Raw genomic sequence first — 17,571 nt, 5'->3', positions numbered from 1 at the left:
TTTTTTTGAAGAAGAAGCTAACGATCGCAGCCATGGGTCTCGCCATTGCCTTTACATCTTTTACATTCGGTGGCAGCAGTGCATTTGCAGACTCTAAGATGGACCAGGTCATCCAAGATGCCAAAGGAACGAACTACAGAAGCGGAGGCACTACACTCGAGGGATTCGATTGCTCCGGCTTCACAATGTATGTATTCAACAAACTGGGAATTAAACTGCCGCATCAATCTGGATCACAATTCAAAATGGGTTCTTCTGTATCCCGCGATGAAATGAGACCAGGCGACCTGGTGTTCTTCAACACCACAGGAAGAGGCGTTTCCCATGTAGGTATCTTCGTAGGTGAAGGGAAATTCGCCCACTCCTCGACTTCACGTGGTGTAGTAGTTAGCTCACTGAACGAAAATTATTACGCTAACCGTTATGTCGGTGCAAAAAGAATTATGAGCACAGACGCTTACCATTCTGTAGCTTCAGATATTCCTGATGACGACAACGTAGAATAACTACCGCACAGCAAGCTAACCCTAGCCGCAATTTGATTCTGGCCGGAATCGAATTGCGGTTTTTTATGTCCACTACATCGCAATGATTATCATTACTGACGAACTGACACCTCAAAAGGTTTCAATTTTAGCGAACATCGTCGGTTTTACCGTCACCGCTGGGGGAGCATATGAGCAGTAAATCCTTCTTATTGAATGTATACCCGACTTAGGTACGAAATAAACACGCTTGCCATTCTCCTACAACTTGTCTACAATCTGTGGTTAATGATTGAAGTACCTGCATAAGGAGGAATGGAAAAGTGCCGGCCTCAATATCCAACTACCGGATCGTACCGATGGACGAGCATCAAGCGGCTGAAATCTGTGAGTGGCGCTATGATCCCCCCTACAACATATACGGCTGGCTTCCCTGGGAACAAATGAAGGCACTTGAAGTCGAATTTGGAAGTCCCACGCTTCGCCAAGAGCAATATGTTGCGGTCCTGGACGAAGAGAATGAGCTGACGGGATTTGCTCAATATTTCCCTATGGTCGGTGTGACCCGGCTGGGTCTTGGAATGCATCCCGAAAGATGCGGACATGGCACAGGCTCCGATTTTGTCCGGGCCATTGCCGAGGAAGCCAGACGGCGGCATCCGCAGAATGAAATTGACCTAGAGGTTCTCACTTGGAATCAGCGGGCTATCCGAGCCTACAAGGCAGCTGGATTTGAGCTGACGGATACCTATGAACGCCAGACTCCAGATGGCAGAAAACCGTTCCATTGTATGGTATATCGTCCTGAACAACAGAATCGGGTTCTATAAATAAGAGCGCCTTCACTATACAACCGCGATGTTGTATAGCGAAGGCGCTCTTCATATATACGACAGATCATTACAAACTCAATGACTGCTGCGCATTTTTTCGAAAGCTTCATTATATTGTTGGGCTTCCTTAATATCTACGGCCATAATACCGCCATCGTCCCAGGAGGTCAAACGCAGAGTCACGGTCTTGTAATCAATCGTAATAAATGGATGGTGATTAAATGCCTCAGATATAGCGGCAACTTCATCCACGAAGGCAATTCCTTTCATAAAACTGGAAAAATTATATTTCCGAACGATCCAACGTCCTTCCTCCAGTTCCCAGCCCTCCAGCTTCTCCAGATGTGCTTCAATCTCTTCTTGTGTAAAAGGCATGTTACGAACTCCTCCCCGTTTATACGGAAGCCTTTCAGCCGCTTAGATGCGGCCAAAACTACGATATATTGGTGTACATATTACCACGGCCCCGTTGATAAATCCATAAGACGGCCATCAAATCAATGGGACCGACGTCAGCTCCTCATCCCCGATGAGTACATAGATCCGGTGCTGCTCCGGCTCATAAATCACAACACCGCTGCCTACAGTGATTATAGGTTCTGTGCCCAGTGCATAAAATAAGTCTTCTGCCAAAGCCTCATTGACTTCCTGGCGCCCCGCTGGGTCCAGCCTGTCCCAATCTTCTGCTTCCATTTCAAAAAATTCATAGCTATCTGGAATGCGTCCCACAGCCTCTGTCAAATCGTTCAAAATTTGTTCATACTCGCGCCCATGCTTTACTCCCATGCTATTTCCTCCAGTGGTTCAGCGATTCAATACATAATCACTTTATTATACCGGAAATTCGCCCTTAACAAAAAAGAGAGTTTTGTCGATAAATACTATAATCCGTCTCATAATGACGCGCTTGGGGCAAGGACGACCCATGCGGCATGAAAGGATTCAAAATCTATTCTCATGGATGAGGTGTATCATGCAAATTACAACCATTATTGGACTTGTGCTCGGGCTTTTGTCACTGGTCGTCGGGATGATCCTGAAGGGCGCGCCAGTCGTCAATCTGGTCAATAATCCCGCTGCTTACATGATTATTTTCGTCGGAACAGCAGCAAGTATATTCATGGCGTTTCCGATGGATGACATGAAACGGGTGCCAAAGCTGTTTAAAATTATTTTCACCCAGCAGAAATTGCTGGATCGCAAGGAGCTTATCGGTACATTTACTGAATGGGCATCCATTACCCGTCGTGAAGGTCTGCTCGCGCTGGAATCCAAGGTCGAAGAGATCGACGATCCCTTTATGCGCGGCGGTATGCGTATGATTATCGATGGTAATGATCAGGAGTTCGTACGCGATGTTCTGATGGAAGACATTAACGCTACCGAAGATAGACACCGCGCAGGCGCACTAATTTTCTCCCAAGCCGGTATGTATGCTCCAACACTCGGGGTACTCGGTGCGGTTGTAGGTCTGATTGCCGCTCTAGCCGACCTTAGTGACATGGAAAAACTGTCCCATGCCATTGCGGCCGCCTTTATTGCAACGTTGCTCGGTATTTTTACAGGTTATGTCCTATGGCATCCAATGTCCAACAAGCTGAAACGGCTATCCAAAAAAGAAGTGGAACTTAAGTTAATGATGGTCGAAGGTCTGCTTTCGATTCAATCCGGTATCTCGACGATTGCCATCAGCCAAAAGCTAGCAATCTTCCTAACTCCAACCGAACGGGCTTCGATGACCCAGAAGGATGGCGATTCCAGTGAGTAAAAAGAGACATGAACCGCATGAAGAGCATGCTGACGAAAGCTGGCTGTTGCCATATTCCGACTTAATGACCCTTCTGTTGGCTCTTTTCATTGTCTTATTCGGTATGAGCTCGCTCGATGCCAAAAAATTTGAAACTATGGCTCAATCCTTGAGTTCAGCTTTTAGTGGCGGTACTGGCGTGCTGGATCACTCGGCCGCGAATCCGTCGTCACAATCCATGGATATGGGCAAAAATAAAGAAGAGGTATCGCAACCTTTAAAATCAAAAGCCACTTCTACCTCTGATCTGCAGAAGCAACTCGCCCAGCGGGAAGAAGAAGATTTAAAGAAGCTTAAAAAACAAATGGATCAGTATATTCAAAATAACGGCCTGTCCACTCTACTGAACACCAAGCTGAACCAATCTCAGCTGATGATCACCATTAGTGATAATGCCCTGTTTTCATCCGGGCAGGCCGAAGTAAAGCCGGAAGCGAGAAAGCTAGCCAAATCCATTTCCAGCATGCTCCAGCAGTTTCCTGGTTATGATGTTATCGTATCCGGTCATACCGACAATGTACCTATTTCCAATAGTCAGTTCCCGTCCAACTTTGATTTGAGTGCCAAGCGCTCGCTCAATTTCTTGCGTATTTTGCTGCTCAATCCGCAGCTCGATCCTACCAAGTTTGTATCCATCGGATATGGCGAGTATCGACCATTGGCAAGCAATCAGACTGGAGAAGGACGCGCCAAAAACCGTCGTGTCGAAATTTCCGTTCTTCGCAAATATCAGAACGGTACACAAGTTATTAGTCCTACCTCAAGCTCGAATGAAGGTTGATCATGAATATGTTATATGAACAAAGGCACCGCCGCATTTCTTATGCAGCTGGTGCCTTTTGATTTAGTGATTCCTGTTGTCTAGCCCTGCCATATAGGAGAACCCAGCGCTGAAGGCTATAAGAAGGCCTCTGGCCTTAGCTAAGCGTATAATCAAGCATCTGGCCCAGTTCCAGCTTTTCAGCCTCTGTTAAATCGCGCCAGGCGCCTTTCTGAAGGGACCCCAATCGAATATTCATGATTCGCAGGCGCTGCAGTTTTTTAACTTCATAACCGAAGGCAGCACACATACGTCGGATCTGACGATTTTTCCCTTCTGTCAGAATAATACGGAATACATACTCAGATACACGTGTTATCTCACAGGGCAGCGTCCGATGACCGAGTATCTTCACACCGCTGGACATCCCCTGCACAAAGGATGGTGTGACTGGACGATCCACTGTTACCATATATTCTTTCTCATGCTTGCCTTCTGCCCGTAAAATCTTATTCACAATGTCCCCATCATTGGTCAATAAAATGAGACCTTCCGAATCCTTATCCAAGCGTCCAATTGGGAATATCCGTTGCGGGTGCCCCACAAAATCGACAATATTGCCTCTAATGTGACTCTCTGTCGTGCTAGTAATGCCGACTGGCTTGTTCAATGCAATATAGACGTGATCGGACTTATCGCGCAGTGGCTTGCCGTTCACACGAACATCATCGCCTTCTTCCGCTTGACTGCCCAGCACGGCCACTTCGCCGTTAATCGTCACGCGGCCGCTCTCTACCAGCTTGTCCGCCTCCCGGCGCGAGCAAAAGCCAGTTTCGCTGATAAATTTGTTAATGCGCAACCTGTGTACCCTCCATTTCTACGAACACACTTCCTCCTGCCCCCAGCCCGTTACTCGGGCTTGGCAATCGGAAGCTGCACGAGGGCGGTTGTTCCCTCTCCCTCTATGCTTTCAATATCCAGTGTGCCTTTATGGCTCTGTATAATACGCTGGCTGACCATAAGCCCTAGTCCTGTACCTGTTTCTTTATTTGTGAAAAAAGGTTCTCCCAGCTTGGATAGCATTTCTGCGGGAATACCCGTTCCCTGGTCCCGTATGAAGATTTTAACGCTTTCTCCCTCTAAGAACAAATGAATTGTGATGATGCCGCCTTTACTCATAGCCTCCATGCTATTTTTAAGTAAATTAATGAATACCTGTTTTAACTGATTTTCTTCAGCATATACCAAGGCAGGCTCGTCCGTAACCTGAAGGTTGAATACAATACCCAACAGATGCGCCTGGCTATCTAGCAAAGAAATAACATCACTCACAATATAACGAACATCTTTTTTCTGAAAATGTACTGCCTGTGGCTTTGCCAATATTAAAAACTCGCTAACGATCAAATTGATGCGATCCAGCTCAGACATCATAATATCGTTGTGTTTCATATTCAACACTTGATTTTGCTGCTGTAGTTGTAGGAAGCCACGTAGCGTGGTTAATGGATTACGAATCTCATGCGCTACGCCTGCCGCCAGTTGTCCTACGGTTGTCAGCTTCTCTGATCTACGTAGCAGTTCCTCCATCCGGTTACGCCCTGTGATATCACGCGAGACACAGATAAAGCCTAAGATTTCGCCTTGTTCATCCAGAATAGGTGAAGTACTCATACTAATCTCTACTGTACTTCCATCCTTACGCATTCGTAGGGTCTCGCTTGATACGATGCTTTCTCCCTGAAGCAGGCTCTCCTTCTGAAATTCATACTCCTCCTGTTGCTGCGGAGGCACAAACTCCAGCTTACGGCCAACCAATTCTTTCTTGGTCCATCCGTACAAAGCTTCGAAGGCATGGTTGACCCGAACAACACGATCCTCCTGATCGGTTACATGAATCGCATCTGCCGTCTGATTAATAACCGATTCTAGATGCTCCTTTACAGAACGGTTTTCTTCATACATTTGTTCAAGTCTTCTCGTATACATCCCCAAGTTGTAGGCCATCGCATTGATGCGCTCACCCAGCTGTGCAAGCTCATGGCCGCCCTTAATTTCTAGCCGTGTATCAAAATGGCCGTCAGCCATCTCGTTCACTTTTCCCAATATCGACTGAATCGGACGGACAAATAGGCTGGCGAGCACATAGCTTCCAATGATCACAACCTCCAATAGAACAATGGAAATAGCAACTAAACTGATTAATTGCTTGGATATAACAGAAGCGATTGTATCATAATTCATGACAATACGAATGACATAGGAATCACGGTTTGTCGGATAAAAAGGTATGTAACTGACAAGCACCCGTTCGCCTTTAATATAACAATCTTGTACGATACTCTCTCCCGAAAGGATCGCCCTGGACACAGCCAAACGATCCTCAGGCACTCTCGTTAGTTGATACGTGCCGAATTGGATCGGTTCGTTGTACATGTAGTAGTGCTTTCGATCGTTACCGTTCTTGTCCATCGTAGCGCCACCAAAGGTTGCAGGGTTGATTCCTGTTATCTCCAAAATGCGATAATCCACTTGCTGAGTCTGCTTCACAATCTCAGCTGGGCTCAGGATAGGTATAAAATCCTGGACTGAAGTATCCTGGAAGGATATTCGAATTAAGTAGTTACGTTTTTGGTCATAATAAAATCCCCATTTATTAATATGTGAGGAACCTGAATCTGTGTAATCAAAAGAACTGGTCCAAAAATGATCCAGGTTCTGACCATGCGCCATGGCCACCTGTCCATGTTTATATAATTGGTCAACTGCATTTTTCCAATACCCCATTAATGGATCGGATGACGTTAGCTCTTTAGGATTCGAAGATTTGACAACCTTATATCCCTGTCCATCTCGGATCATCAACGAGATATTAATATCCCTGTGGAGTGTAGCTATCTGTTGTAGCTGTTCCTGCTGGATATTACGAATATCGGGATCGAGCTGATTGGCAGCCAACGTAGCAGAAAGCCACAGATTATATCCGAGCTGCTTGTCAACGGCCTCCCAGCTATGTCGGGTTTGTTCGATAGCTCCTCCGATGATTTTAGCCGTCAGAACCATTTTGGTTTCACTGTCACTTCTTAGATTTTCGTGGGTCGTGTAGTAATTGAGTGCGATGTTTAACAATAGGATAAACAGGACCGACCCCGACAAAATGATCGTTATTCTGATTTTTATCGACACACTGATTTCTCACCTCTTGCCGTATGCTGGCGATTACTGGCAATTGCTAACTCAATGATACCGTAATAGCGCCTGGGATACCAGCATTTACATTTACCGGATATACATAAATACACATCCTGTGAACAATGTTGTCAATAGGCGAGCATTTACCTACAATGTATTAAGATAATCATCCACATATAGTCCACAAATACACAGATGTTATTATAAACTGTGGATAAATCTGTGGACAAGTATGGTGTTATCCACAATTTTATTCACATCATGTTAACAACGGAATACTTGTTCGTTGGATAATTCCGCGTTTGAAAGGAGCATTTTCCCAGTGACCATTATGGATCACGCCTATTGGATGAGAGAAGCCATTCAGGAAGCGTACAAGGCAGAAGCATTGGGTGAAGTCCCCATCGGAGCTGTCATTGTAAAAGATAATGAAATCATCGGTCGCGGCTACAATTTGCGCGAGACCGACACTGACCCAACTGCACATGCAGAGATGGTAGCCATCCGGCAGGCCAGTGAGCATTTGGGCGCTTGGCGCCTGCTGGATTGCAGGCTGTATGTCACTTTGGAGCCGTGTCCGATGTGCGCTGGAGCCATTGTGCAATCACGCGTCCCCCATCTAATATACGGCACCACAGATCCCAAGGCGGGTTGTGCAGGCACGCTAATGAATTTATTGCAGGAGCCTCGGTTCAATCATTGTACAGAAGTAACCCGCGGTGTACTTCAGGAGGAATGTGCCTCCATGCTAACAAACTTTTTTCGTCAGCTCCGGCAAAAAAGAGCGGCTGCCAAATTGTCTCCTCCTTCATCTCCATCCTGAGGAGGAAAAGTCCAAAGCTCTTCATCTCACTGCTAATTCCGCGTGAAAGGAGATCACCTTATGCCTATGAGCTTGTATAATACGCCTCAAGGTATCTTTTTACGTCCCCTAAGCTTGGAGGATGGCGAAGCCCTTCTCGCCCTTAGACTTCGAAATAGGGACTCTCATGCGCCCTATGAGCCACTGTATGAGGATTCATTTTTCACTTTAAAGAAACAACAGGATTACATCCGTGAGAGATTGCGTCAAGCGGAAGAAGATCGAGGGTACTTGTTTGGTATCTTTCTCTTAAAACAAGAACGGCTGATAGGTTACATCTCCATTTCCAATCTGGTGCGCGGAGTTGGACAATTCGCCGACGTCGGCTATATGATGGATCAACATGAGCAGGGTAAGGGACATATGACGGCCGCTTTAAAGTTGATCATACAGTATGCCTTCCGTGCCTTATCTCTACATCGTCTCCAAGCAGGTACCCTTCTGCATAATGATCGCTCACAACGTGTATTACAGAAGTGTGGCTTTCAACCGGAAGGTATTGCTCGCAAGCTGGTACAGATTCAGGGCGAATGGCAGGATCATCAGATGTTCGGGATTCTAGCTGAAGATGACGTGTGACGAATCTGAACAACTGCACAGAGGACAACTTAATCATGAACAAAAAAACCGCCCGGACTATGCCGAGCGGTTTTCTTACATCACATTCGAAGAAATGATGTTTGTAATCCTGTCATCCTCTGTTTAAGGAGATACAGTTTGCATTTTTTGTTGTAGTTGTTCGATAGTGAGGACTTGGTCCGCTGTTGGAATCCCCACTTTAAATGATGCTTTTTCATTGATTTTGCTGTATTGCGAATAGCCTGTTACAGACAACTTCACATTATCTTTCGTAGAAGGATCATTCACTTCCACGTTCGCATTCAGATCTTGATACACAGGAACGTTATCCTTGTTCAAAGCAGTGTTAATGTCAAACTGTTTCACTGTCAAATAGTTCTTCAACTCATCCAGCTTTTTGCTAACTTCGCTGGTGTTGGATTGCAGTTCTTTTTTCGCTTCAGCCAGTTCTTCCTTCTTCACTTGAAGCATGCCAGCATATTCGTCTTTAGACATTATATCCAGGACCTTAGGAAGCGCCTTAGTGATAAATGTATTGGTCGCTTGCTTCACGTTATCGTTCGTGATTTTAAACTGAACCACTTGTTTAGCTTCAACGCCTTGTGGCAATTTAGCATCTTTAGGATCAATATCAAAGAAATACGTAGCTTGATCATACTCGCCCATGATCGCAGCAATCACTTCGTTCGCAAATTTCTGCGATTTTTCCTGATCCATGGTTGCAGGGTTAAATTCTTGTCCCGTTTGTTTAGCCAGTTCTTGTGGATCAATGAGCAGGAATTTACCTACAACATCCTGTGGAAGCGGGTAAAATGGAATATTAGGAATTTTAACGTACAATTTACCTTTAGTCATTACCATTGGAATCGTAAAGCTAGTAGAAAGATCACCCTTCAAATGAATGCCAAGCGTCATTTCAGATTGGAAAGGCTCCTTTTGGTATACGCCATCCAGTGTAATATCAGCATTTTTCAGCATGCTAGTTACCATTGCACTTTGCTCAGCTGGCACAGAAGCGGAGGTAATTGTCAGTTCCTTAACGGTAAATTGACTTTTGGATTCATAGGAATTCAACTTCATCGCATTTGCTGTACCAGTCGTAACAGCTTCCTTCGGTTCTAACTTCTTGCTACAACCTACCAGCGCTACCGTCATTAGCAACACCATAGTGAGGACCAAGACGGATAATTTTTTACTCATTGTGTAGATTCTCTCCTCTCATAATTAACCCCTTTTTTTATGCTAACAAAAAAATACACACCCTCTATTTTAACTCATATTCATAAACGGCGAAACACTTATTGGAAAATTTTCTTGCAATAAGCACAAAGACACCCTGGCTCTCTAACCAGGGTGTACTATACTTCTTAATATTTTTAGGAGAAAAGTCTGACTGCTTATGAACCTTGTCTGTTATGGTGATCCACGTGATTGCGCTGTTTCACCTTCTTGGAACCGGATAACGGCTCTTGTTGATGACTACGCTCACGCTTTTCGTTACTTCCACCAGAATCCTGAGCCTCGGGAACAGGAACAGCTCTAGGTTTGCCCATTTACGCATCCTCCATTCTCAGTCTAAATTATTGGCACATCAACGAATCCGTTTATTACCATTTAAAATAGGACTATAGATGGTTCAGATCTTCCGTTTTATCGTGATTCAGTGAATCCTGATGACGACGATCATTACGATCCTGCTGCACTTGCTGTGCCTGATGACTATTGACTGGACGTTGTTCCAAATCATCGACAATGTTGGACAGGTTTTTATCCAATCCGTTTTTGGCCTTGGTCATGTAACCTTCCTCCTCATTCCTTCATGACTACGAGTGCGTTAATGACTGTAATGTTTGGGCGCATTGGTGAATGTGCCGCGTATAATCGGACACCAGCTGTTGAATGATATCTGTTCGTTCATCCACAGACCGTCCGTCACGCTCTACATCGACTAAGCTAACCTGTACCTCGCGAGAATCTACATACGTACATGCAAAGTTAAAGGAGTACATTTGTCGGCCTTCTACCTCGATATGGATTCGTATAGCCCGGTTATCAGCTTCATCTGCCTGTACCTGTGATTTATCCCCTGAATTCAAAAGAATCGGCAGTTGTTCCTGCCAGGCCTCTACCAGCTTTTGCTGATCTACTGTCATTTCTCGATTCATGCCAGCACCTCCACATCTGATAACGTGTGAAAAAAACAGGTTTTTTATACAACAAAAAAAGCCATTCTTCACGATTCCTGATCATTAGCATATAGAGCCTAATGTACCAGCTATCAGATTCGAATGGCTTGGTTTTATTTAGAATATGGCGGAGAGGATGGGATTCGAACCCATGTGAGCTTGCACTCTAACGGTTTTCAAGACCGCCCCGTTATGACCGCTTCGGTACCTCTCCAGGTGGTAAATGGATAAAGCTGCTTCCCTCTATTAAACAACTCAGGCGCAACAAAATTATTTTACCACAGAATTTTTAAGAATGCAAGGCTTACTGTTTAGGAGTTATAACCTCAATGCCTCGCATGTATGAACGTAGCACTTCGGGAATCACAATGCTTCCGTCCTCTTGCTGATAGTTCTCCAAAATAGCAGCTACAGTCCGTCCTACAGCCAATCCTGAACCGTTCAGTGTATGTACAAATTCAGGCTTTGCCTTCGCATCTGGACGAAACCGGATGTTTGCACGACGCGCTTGGAAGTCTTCAGTGTTGGAACAGGAAGAAATCTCACGGTACATGCCGCTCTCCGGCAACCATACTTCCAGATCGTACGTTTTGGCAGACGTAAAACCCATATCTCCTGTGCAAAGTGCCAGCACCCGATATGGAAGTCCAAGCAGCTGCAAAACACGCTCAGCGTTATTCGTCATTTTCTCTAATTCTTCATAAGAGGTATCTGGGTGAACCAGCTTGAGCATTTCCACCTTATTGAATTGATGCTGACGAATCAAGCCACGTGTATCACGCCCTGCTGATCCTGCCTCTGAGCGAAAGCAAGAGCTGTATGCCACATAATATTTAGGAAGCTGATCTGCATTCATAATCTCTTCACGGTGGTAGTTCGTTACCGGAACTTCGGCCGTAGGAATAAGATAATACTCGGTATCACGCAGTTTAAACAGATCCTCTTCAAACTTCGGAAGCTGACCCGTTCCGTACAGACTGTCCCGATTTACAATGTATGGAGGTAGCATTTCTTCATAACCATGCTCACTGCTGTGCAGATCCATCATAAAGTTAATTAGCGCACGTTCCAATCGCGCTCCCAGTCCCTTATAGAACGTAAAACGAGAACCCGTCACCTTAGCTGCAGCCTCAAAATCAAGAATATCTAGATCCTGAGCCAACTCCCAATGCGCTTTGGGTGTAAAAGAAAACTCGCGCGGCTCCGACCAGCGACGAATTTCCACATTATCCTCTTCTGAAGCGCCTACAGGCACAGTCTCATTAGGGATATTAGGAATCGACATCACCAGTTCGTCGATCTGAACTTCCAGTTCCCGCACTTGCTCATCCAATTCTTTAATACGATCGGAGACCTGGCGCATTTCAGCAATAAGATCATCCGCATTTTCCTTATTCTTCTTCAACTTGGCTACTTCACCAGATACGACATTCCGACGATTTTTGAGTCCTTCACTTTCCTGAAGCAACTCACGACGGCTTACATCCAGATCTGTAAAACCATTAATCAGATCCAGAGATTTACCTCTGTTCTGTAAAGCTTTCTCAACCCGACCAAGCTCATTACGCAAAATCTTTATATCTAACACAGGTGATCCCTCCTACACTACAAACCTGACTTTCCGCTATCCGCGGACCATATCCACAAAATACTGATGTAACCGGTAATCGTCTGTTAATTCCGGATGGAAGGATGAAGCCAGCAGATGACCCTGACGGGCTGCTACAATCTCGCCGTTATACTCAGATAGCACATCTACTCCCATTCCGACAGATTGTATTAAAGGCGCGCGTATAAACACCGCACGAACCGGCTCCTCAATCCCTTTAATGTTCAAGTCTGTTTCAAAGCTTTCTCGTTGGCGACCAAAGGCATTACGCGATACTGTAATATCCATTAGTCCCAAATGTGCTTCTTCCTGACCTTGAATCGTCTTGGCCAGTACAATCAATCCCGCGCAAGTGCCAAATACAGGCTTCCCTTGATTGGAAAATTGGCGTATAGCCTCTATAAAATCATACTTGCGCATTAGCTTACCGATAGTGGTGCTTTCACCACCGGGAATGATAAGACCGGACAGCTCATCGAGCTGTTCGATCTTCTTCACTGCTATACCCCCAGCACCCGCACGTTCAACACTTCGTATATGCTCAGCTACAGCGCCTTGCAGCGACAATACACCTATTTTCATGCCGGTCCCTTCTTTCTTACCAACCACGATCTTGCATGCGCTCATGCGATGCCAGTTTGGAAATTTCAATACCTTTCATAGGAGTCCCCAAATTCTTGGACACTTCTGCAATCAGCTTGTAATCCGTATAATGAGTGGTCGCTTCCACAATGGCCCGCGCAAATTTCTCAGGACTATCCGACTTGAAGATACCAGAACCTACAAATACACCATCAGCGCCTAAATGCATCATCAACGCAGCATCTGCAGGTGTCGCTACACCGCCCGCTGCGAAGTTAACCACTGGAAGCTTACCAAGCTCATGCACTTCCAACAGCAGCTCATAAGCAACTCCGAGATTTTTCGCTTCTGCATACAGCTCGTCCTTCGACAGGTTTTGCACCTTGCGAATTTGACCATTGATAAAACGCATATGACGAACAGCCTCAACAATATTTCCAGTTCCCGGCTCACCCTTTGTACGGATCATAGATGCGCCTTCACCGATACGACGCAATGCTTCCCCTAGATCCTTGGCTCCACAAACAAATGGAACGGTGAACTCCCGCTTATCGATATGAAATACCTCATCCGCAGGTGTCAATACTTCGCTCTCATCGAGGTAGTCAACACCTAGAGATTCCAGTACCTTTGCCTCAACAAAGTGACCAATACGAGCCTTAGCCATAACAGGAATAGAAACAACCTTCATTACCTCTTCCACAATCGTAGGGTCAGCCATGCGAGCAACCCCACCCGCTGCACGGATATCCGAAGGCACTCGTTCAAGAGCCATTACGGCCGTAGCGCCTGCTGCCTCAGCAATTTTAGCCTGTTCAGCGTTCATGACATCCATGATTACGCCGCCTTTTTGCATCTCTGCCATACCTCTTTTTACACGCGAAGTTCCCGTTTCCATGTCGTTGCCTCCTGTAAGGGTTACGTTTAGATTTCTAACTTAAGATTTTACCGTACGAACGCCAAATACACAATCATTTCAAGTTGCAAAATAAGTAATGCAGAACAGGTTAGACCGGTTAGCGTTTCATCTTTAGAAGAGATTTTTAATTCCCTGGAACAAATCGCCGAAGAAATCACCAATTGCCCGGAAAAGCATTCGGAACCAACCGCCCTCTTCTACTGCTGTAGTTGTAACCAAATCAACAGTTTTCGTCTGGCCTTTATCCACGCCATCCGTTTTGTATGTGTACGTAATCGTTCCGACTTTTGCCCCTTGCTTCAAAGGTGCCACGAGAGAGCTTGCTGGTGTTATATTCGTTGTAAAGGTTACCTTAGGATTGCTCGCACCCTTAGGCACGATAAAACTTACTGCATCTTTTGTGACGATCGGCACTTCTGTTTCCGTACCTTTGGTCACAGGCACATTCTCAACACCTTTAACCACCGTCTTTGGAGCCACAACCTGCTTCACTTCAAAGTTATCAAAGCCATAGTTCAGCACTTTAGCCGTCTCTGTAAAACGGTGTGCATCAGAGTCAGCGCCCATAACTACACTGATGAGACGCATTCCATTACGTTCAGCCGTACCTGTAAAACAGTTTCCAGCATTAGCCGTATGACCTGTTTTCATTCCGTCTAAACCTGGATAAGCGAATTTTCTAAAGTTAGTAATATTTTTGTTCGCTTCCAGCATCCAGTTATAGTTAATAATCGGTGCTTTATCGGTTGGACGGAATTTGTACGATTGAATTGTGGTAAACCGTGTATAATCTGGATGGTCCTTAATGATGTAACCTGCTAGAGTAGCTGCGTCTCTCGCAGTCATCACAGTTTCCCGGTCTGTGTCCGGTTGAAACCCTGCAGGCATATCCTTGCGATCCAAACCAGTCGAGTTGATAAAATACGTATTTTTCATACCCATTTTCTGAGCTGTTTCATTCATTAGTTTCACAAAATCCTGCTCGGTTCCAGATACGCGTTCAGCAAGAGCTACTGTTGCATCATTGGCAGAACCTACTGCCATGGCAATATAAAGCTCTTCTACCGTATGTTGATCCCCTTGAGCCAAAAAAATACGTGATCCGATACTCTTAGAAGCATTCTCGTTCACTGTAACCTTATCCGTCCACTTAAGTTTGCCTTGCTTAACCTGCTCCGCTACGATGTACTCTGTCATCATTTTGGTCATACTGGCTGGCGGGAGCGGCTCATCTGGATTCATAGAGAGCAAAACCTGCCCAGTGGAAGGCTCAATCAAAATAGCTGAACGAAGTGCCAGACTAGGGGGGTTAATAGAACCTGTTCCCGTGATATTCGTTGCCTCTGTTGCCGCTCCAGCAGCAAAAGTAGCCACGCTTGAATCGAAATTTCCTACAACAGGTAAGGCTGACATATACATCATATTAAGCACCATGACTGCAGTCACACTCTTTTTAATCATGCTGCGTTTATTATTTTTCTTAAAATTGTTCGCTTTCAAATGAATACAAACTCCTCTCGTACCTCAACCCGAACCGCTATGCTATGTATAACGAGACGGTGGTTACAGCCTTTACTTGGCCAAAGAATTAATGTTTTAGTATTATACAGTTTAGTGTCATTTCGTTTCCTAAGATATAGCTTGTCATGAGCATTCTGTGCCCGAATCTTCTTAACTGGTAGGAATCGTCCAAAATACCTAAGCGTCCTAATTCATCAATAACCTCATGAGAAGGCGGACACTTGTCTATTCTATCACAGGGGTATCTCTAAAAAAAGACAGGCAGAGCGAAATGCGCTCTGCCTGTCGTCAAGTCTATTACAGCCGAACTTTATAGAGAGTAGTTTGGTGCTTCTTTCGTAATCTGCACATCATGCGGATGGCTTTCGCGCAGACCTGCACCTGTAATACGGATAAAGCTTGTATCGTTTCGAAGCTCCTCAATATTAGCAGTACCACAATATCCCATACCGGAGCGAAGACCGCCCAACAGCTGGTGAACAGTGTCGGAAAGTGGCCCTTTATAAGCAACGCGTCCCTCAATACCTTCCGGCACCAATTTCTTGTCGTCATCTTGGAAATAACGATCTTTACTACCTTGCTTCATCGCAGCCATAGAGCCCATACCACGATATACTTTGAAGCGACGTCCTTGATAAATTTCCGACTCGCCTGGGCTCTCTTCCGTACCTGCAAAAAGACTTCCCAGCATTACTGCAGAGGCCCCTGCCGCAATGGCCTTTGTAATTTCACCAGAGTATTTAATACCGCCATCTGCAATAATCGGAATATTATATTCACGTGCTACTGTTGCACAATCATAAATAGCTGTTATTTGTGGAACACCAATCCCTGCAATTACGCGTGTTGTACAGATAGAGCCTGGACCAATACCGACCTTAACGACCGATGCTCCTGCTTCAATCAATTCGCGCGTTCCGTCACCTGTAGCTACATTACCTGCTACAATCGTCAGATCAGGATATGTTTTACGCAACTCGCGGACTGCTTCAATAATGTTAATATGATGTCCATGAGCGGAATCCACAACAATCAAATCCACACCAGCTTTTACAAGTGCATCAGTCCGTTCAAACGTATCCTTGGAAATGCCGACAGCCGCACCGACCAGAAGACGCCCTTGTGCATCCTTCGCTGCGTTCGGAAATTGAATAGCTTTCTCAATATCTTTGATGGTGATCAAACCTTTGAGGTAGTTCCCTTCATCGACCAGTGGAAGCTTTTCAATTTTATGCTTTTGCAAAATGACTTCCGCTTCCTGTAAAGTCGTGCCTACTGGTGCAGTTACCAGTTCTTCCTTCGTCATGACTTCACTAATTTTAAGATCAAAGTCGTGAATAAAGCGAAGATCACGGTTAGTAATAATACCCACCAATTTGTTCTCTTCGTTTACAACAGGCACACCGGAAATACGATATTTACCCATAACGGCCTCAGCATCGGATACCAAGTGATCCGGAGTCAATGAGAATGGATTGGTGATAACACCGCTCTCTGAGCGCTTAACCCGATCTACCTCTACCGCTTGCTGCTCAATCGACATATTTTTATGAATAACACCAATACCGCCCTCACGAGCCATCGCAATTGCTAGCACTGCCTCAGTAACAGTATCCATACCAGCACTCATTAAAGGAATGTTCAGCTTCACGTTATCACTCAAACGAGTTGCTACGCTTACTTCTTTGGGCAGTACCACCGACTTACGAGGTACCAGCAAAACATCGTCAAAGGTAAGGCCTTCCTTACCGAATTTATCTTCCCACACCAAGATGATCCTCCTTCAAAATGTTTAGTCTGTATTGGTCTTGTTGTCTGTCCGACATGGACAAATCAAGGCTCTCTGAAAATATATTATTGCAATCTTAGCAAAGCGGTATAGGGGTGTCAAGCCTTCATCAACAGCCCTAACCCGTAGTATTTCCCTGTACAAACAACTGTACTCCTACGAAGGACAACTATTATAAACAAACGGCTTTAAAGATACCTCTCTACTTACAAAAGCATATTTCACTTTGAGTAAGCAACAGAGGAATAAGAATATAAATAAATTCACTTATATACAAAAAAGGATCATGATCTTCTTGAGATCATGATCCTTTTTACTTGTTGCTTGGCGGCGTCCTACTCTCCCAGGACCCTGCGGTCCAAGTACCATCGGCGCTGGAGGGCTTAACGGTCGTGTTCGGGATGGGTACGTGTGGAACCCCTCCGCTATCGCCACCAAACATGAATT

Annotated in this window: 19 protein-coding genes, 1 tRNA gene and 1 rRNA gene; 6 read left to right on the top strand and 15 right to left on the bottom strand. The window is 45.2% G+C overall.

From position 1 onward, the window contains the following. Positions 1-5 precede the first annotated feature (5 nt). On the top strand, positions 6-506 hold the full coding sequence (locus tag MMB75_RS25150; protein WP_016818546.1) for a C40 family peptidase: 501 nt from the start codon (positions 6-8) through the stop codon (positions 504-506). Positions 507-808: 302 nt separating this feature from the next. Further along, positions 809-1,315, top strand: coding sequence for a GNAT family N-acetyltransferase (locus MMB75_RS25145; RefSeq protein ID WP_016818545.1), 507 nt, complete (start codon positions 809-811; stop codon positions 1,313-1,315). 78 nt (positions 1,316-1,393) lie between these two features. Here the strand turns inward: MMB75_RS25145 and MMB75_RS25140 are convergent, their stop codons facing one another. Both MMB75_RS25140 and MMB75_RS25135 read right to left on the bottom strand, forming a co-directional pair. Then, positions 1,394-1,693 (bottom strand): 4a-hydroxytetrahydrobiopterin dehydratase, encoded by a 300-nt coding sequence (locus MMB75_RS25140; protein WP_007428083.1) that lies wholly within the window; start codon positions 1,691-1,693, stop codon positions 1,394-1,396. Positions 1,694-1,810: 117 nt separating this feature from the next. Beyond that, entirely contained in the window at positions 1,811-2,104 is a 294-nt protein-coding gene (locus tag MMB75_RS25135) for a hypothetical protein (protein ID WP_028542600.1), read from the bottom strand. 187 nt (positions 2,105-2,291) lie between these two features. Here MMB75_RS25135 and motA point away from each other — a divergent pair, with 187 nt between their 5' ends. Together motA and motB are read left to right on the top strand one after the other, a co-directional pair. Beyond that, positions 2,292-3,086: a flagellar motor stator protein MotA gene (gene motA / locus MMB75_RS25130; protein WP_013368736.1), complete on the top strand. Its 795-nt coding sequence runs from the start codon at positions 2,292-2,294 to the stop codon at positions 3,084-3,086. Then, positions 3,079-3,906: a flagellar motor protein MotB gene (motB, locus tag MMB75_RS25125; protein ID WP_016818543.1), complete on the top strand. Its 828-nt coding sequence runs from the start codon at positions 3,079-3,081 to the stop codon at positions 3,904-3,906. Before motA ends, motB begins: the two co-directional genes overlap by 8 nt. 136 nt (positions 3,907-4,042) lie before the next feature. Here the strand turns inward: motB and rluF are convergent, their stop codons facing one another. Then, entirely contained in the window at positions 4,043-4,744 is a 702-nt protein-coding gene (gene rluF / locus MMB75_RS25120; RefSeq protein ID WP_045245398.1) for a 23S rRNA pseudouridine(2604) synthase RluF, read from the bottom strand. Between the two features lie 50 nt (positions 4,745-4,794). Further along, complete coding sequence (locus MMB75_RS25115) at positions 4,795-7,071, bottom strand: PAS domain S-box protein (RefSeq protein WP_019685757.1); 2,277 nt, start codon at positions 7,069-7,071, stop codon at positions 4,795-4,797. 328 nt (positions 7,072-7,399) lie between these two features. Between MMB75_RS25115 and tadA the strand changes: the two genes are divergently transcribed. After that, positions 7,400-7,900, top strand: coding sequence for a tRNA adenosine(34) deaminase TadA (tadA, locus tag MMB75_RS25110; RefSeq protein WP_017427224.1), 501 nt, complete (start codon positions 7,400-7,402; stop codon positions 7,898-7,900). 60 nt (positions 7,901-7,960) lie between these two features. Beyond that, on the top strand, positions 7,961-8,518 hold the full coding sequence (locus MMB75_RS25105) for a GNAT family N-acetyltransferase (RefSeq protein ID WP_025363666.1): 558 nt from the start codon (positions 7,961-7,963) through the stop codon (positions 8,516-8,518). A gap of 123 nt (positions 8,519-8,641) precedes the next feature. On the opposite strand, the gene MMB75_RS25100 is transcribed toward MMB75_RS25105, so the two are convergent. The 11 genes from MMB75_RS25100 to rrf form a co-directional block, all read right to left on the bottom strand. After that, positions 8,642-9,718, bottom strand: a complete 1,077-nt coding sequence (locus MMB75_RS25100; RefSeq protein ID WP_045245397.1) for a hypothetical protein — start codon at positions 9,716-9,718, stop codon at positions 8,642-8,644. A 197-nt stretch (positions 9,719-9,915) separates the two neighbouring features. Then, positions 9,916-10,071 carry a small acid-soluble spore protein P gene (locus MMB75_RS25095; RefSeq protein ID WP_014599349.1) on the bottom strand — a complete coding sequence of 52 codons (156 nt, stop codon included), beginning with the start codon at positions 10,069-10,071 and terminating at the stop codon, positions 9,916-9,918. A gap of 72 nt (positions 10,072-10,143) precedes the next feature. Beyond that, positions 10,144-10,314 (bottom strand): hypothetical protein, encoded by a 171-nt coding sequence (locus MMB75_RS25090; protein ID WP_017427220.1) that lies wholly within the window; start codon positions 10,312-10,314, stop codon positions 10,144-10,146. Between the two features lie 27 nt (positions 10,315-10,341). Next, positions 10,342-10,683 carry a hypothetical protein gene (locus MMB75_RS25085; RefSeq protein ID WP_017427219.1) on the bottom strand — a complete coding sequence of 114 codons (342 nt, stop codon included), beginning with the start codon at positions 10,681-10,683 and terminating at the stop codon, positions 10,342-10,344. 146 nt (positions 10,684-10,829) lie between these two features. Beyond that, a tRNA-Ser gene (locus tag MMB75_RS25080) sits at positions 10,830-10,918 on the bottom strand. 90 nt (positions 10,919-11,008) lie between these two features. After that, positions 11,009-12,292 carry a serine--tRNA ligase gene (gene serS / locus MMB75_RS25075; protein WP_013368725.1) on the bottom strand — a complete coding sequence of 428 codons (1,284 nt, stop codon included), beginning with the start codon at positions 12,290-12,292 and terminating at the stop codon, positions 11,009-11,011. 36 nt (positions 12,293-12,328) lie between these two features. Further along, entirely contained in the window at positions 12,329-12,895 is a 567-nt protein-coding gene (gene pdxT / locus MMB75_RS25070; RefSeq protein ID WP_045245396.1) for a pyridoxal 5'-phosphate synthase glutaminase subunit PdxT, read from the bottom strand. Positions 12,896-12,911: 16 nt separating this feature from the next. Further along, positions 12,912-13,793: a pyridoxal 5'-phosphate synthase lyase subunit PdxS gene (gene pdxS / locus MMB75_RS25065; RefSeq protein WP_013368723.1), complete on the bottom strand. Its 882-nt coding sequence runs from the start codon at positions 13,791-13,793 to the stop codon at positions 12,912-12,914. Between the two features lie 132 nt (positions 13,794-13,925). Beyond that, a complete protein-coding gene (locus MMB75_RS25060) occupies positions 13,926-15,314 on the bottom strand; it encodes a D-alanyl-D-alanine carboxypeptidase family protein (protein ID WP_016818537.1) in 1,389 nt (462 codons plus the stop codon). Between the two features lie 331 nt (positions 15,315-15,645). Then, entirely contained in the window at positions 15,646-17,103 is a 1,458-nt protein-coding gene (gene guaB, locus MMB75_RS25055) for an IMP dehydrogenase (protein ID WP_016818536.1), read from the bottom strand. Between the two features lie 343 nt (positions 17,104-17,446). After that, positions 17,447-17,563 (bottom strand): 5S ribosomal RNA (gene rrf, locus MMB75_RS25050). Positions 17,564-17,571 lie beyond the last annotated feature (8 nt).

The organism is Paenibacillus sp. P2(2022) (assembly GCF_029522175.1).
Lineage (GTDB): Bacteria > Bacillota > Bacilli > Paenibacillales > Paenibacillaceae > Paenibacillus > Paenibacillus polymyxa.
This window is presented reverse-complemented; position numbering and strand designations above follow the sequence as displayed.

Excerpts from the sequence above, each read along its gene's own strand:
- MMB75_RS25100 (WP_045245397.1), bottom strand. The coding sequence starts at position 9,718 with ATGAGTAAAAAATTATCCGTCTTGGTCCTCACTATGGTGTTGCTAATG.
- MMB75_RS25085 (WP_017427219.1), bottom strand. The coding sequence starts at position 10,683 with ATGAATCGAGAAATGACAGTAGATCAGCAAAAGCTGGTAGAGGCCTGG.
- pdxT (WP_045245396.1), bottom strand. The coding sequence starts at position 12,895 with ATGAAAATAGGTGTATTGTCGCTGCAAGGCGCTGTAGCTGAGCATATA.
- pdxS (WP_013368723.1), bottom strand. The coding sequence starts at position 13,793 with ATGGAAACGGGAACTTCGCGTGTAAAAAGAGGTATGGCAGAGATGCAA.
- MMB75_RS25105 (WP_025363666.1), top strand. The coding sequence starts at position 7,961 with ATGCCTATGAGCTTGTATAATACGCCTCAAGGTATCTTTTTACGTCCC.
- MMB75_RS25095 (WP_014599349.1), bottom strand. The coding sequence starts at position 10,071 with ATGGGCAAACCTAGAGCTGTTCCTGTTCCCGAGGCTCAGGATTCTGGT.
- MMB75_RS25140 (WP_007428083.1), bottom strand. The coding sequence starts at position 1,693 with ATGCCTTTTACACAAGAAGAGATTGAAGCACATCTGGAGAAGCTGGAG.
- motA (WP_013368736.1), top strand. The coding sequence starts at position 2,292 with ATGCAAATTACAACCATTATTGGACTTGTGCTCGGGCTTTTGTCACTG.
- MMB75_RS25090 (WP_017427220.1), bottom strand. The coding sequence starts at position 10,314 with ATGACCAAGGCCAAAAACGGATTGGATAAAAACCTGTCCAACATTGTC.
- MMB75_RS25135 (WP_028542600.1), bottom strand. The coding sequence starts at position 2,104 with ATGGGAGTAAAGCATGGGCGCGAGTATGAACAAATTTTGAACGATTTG.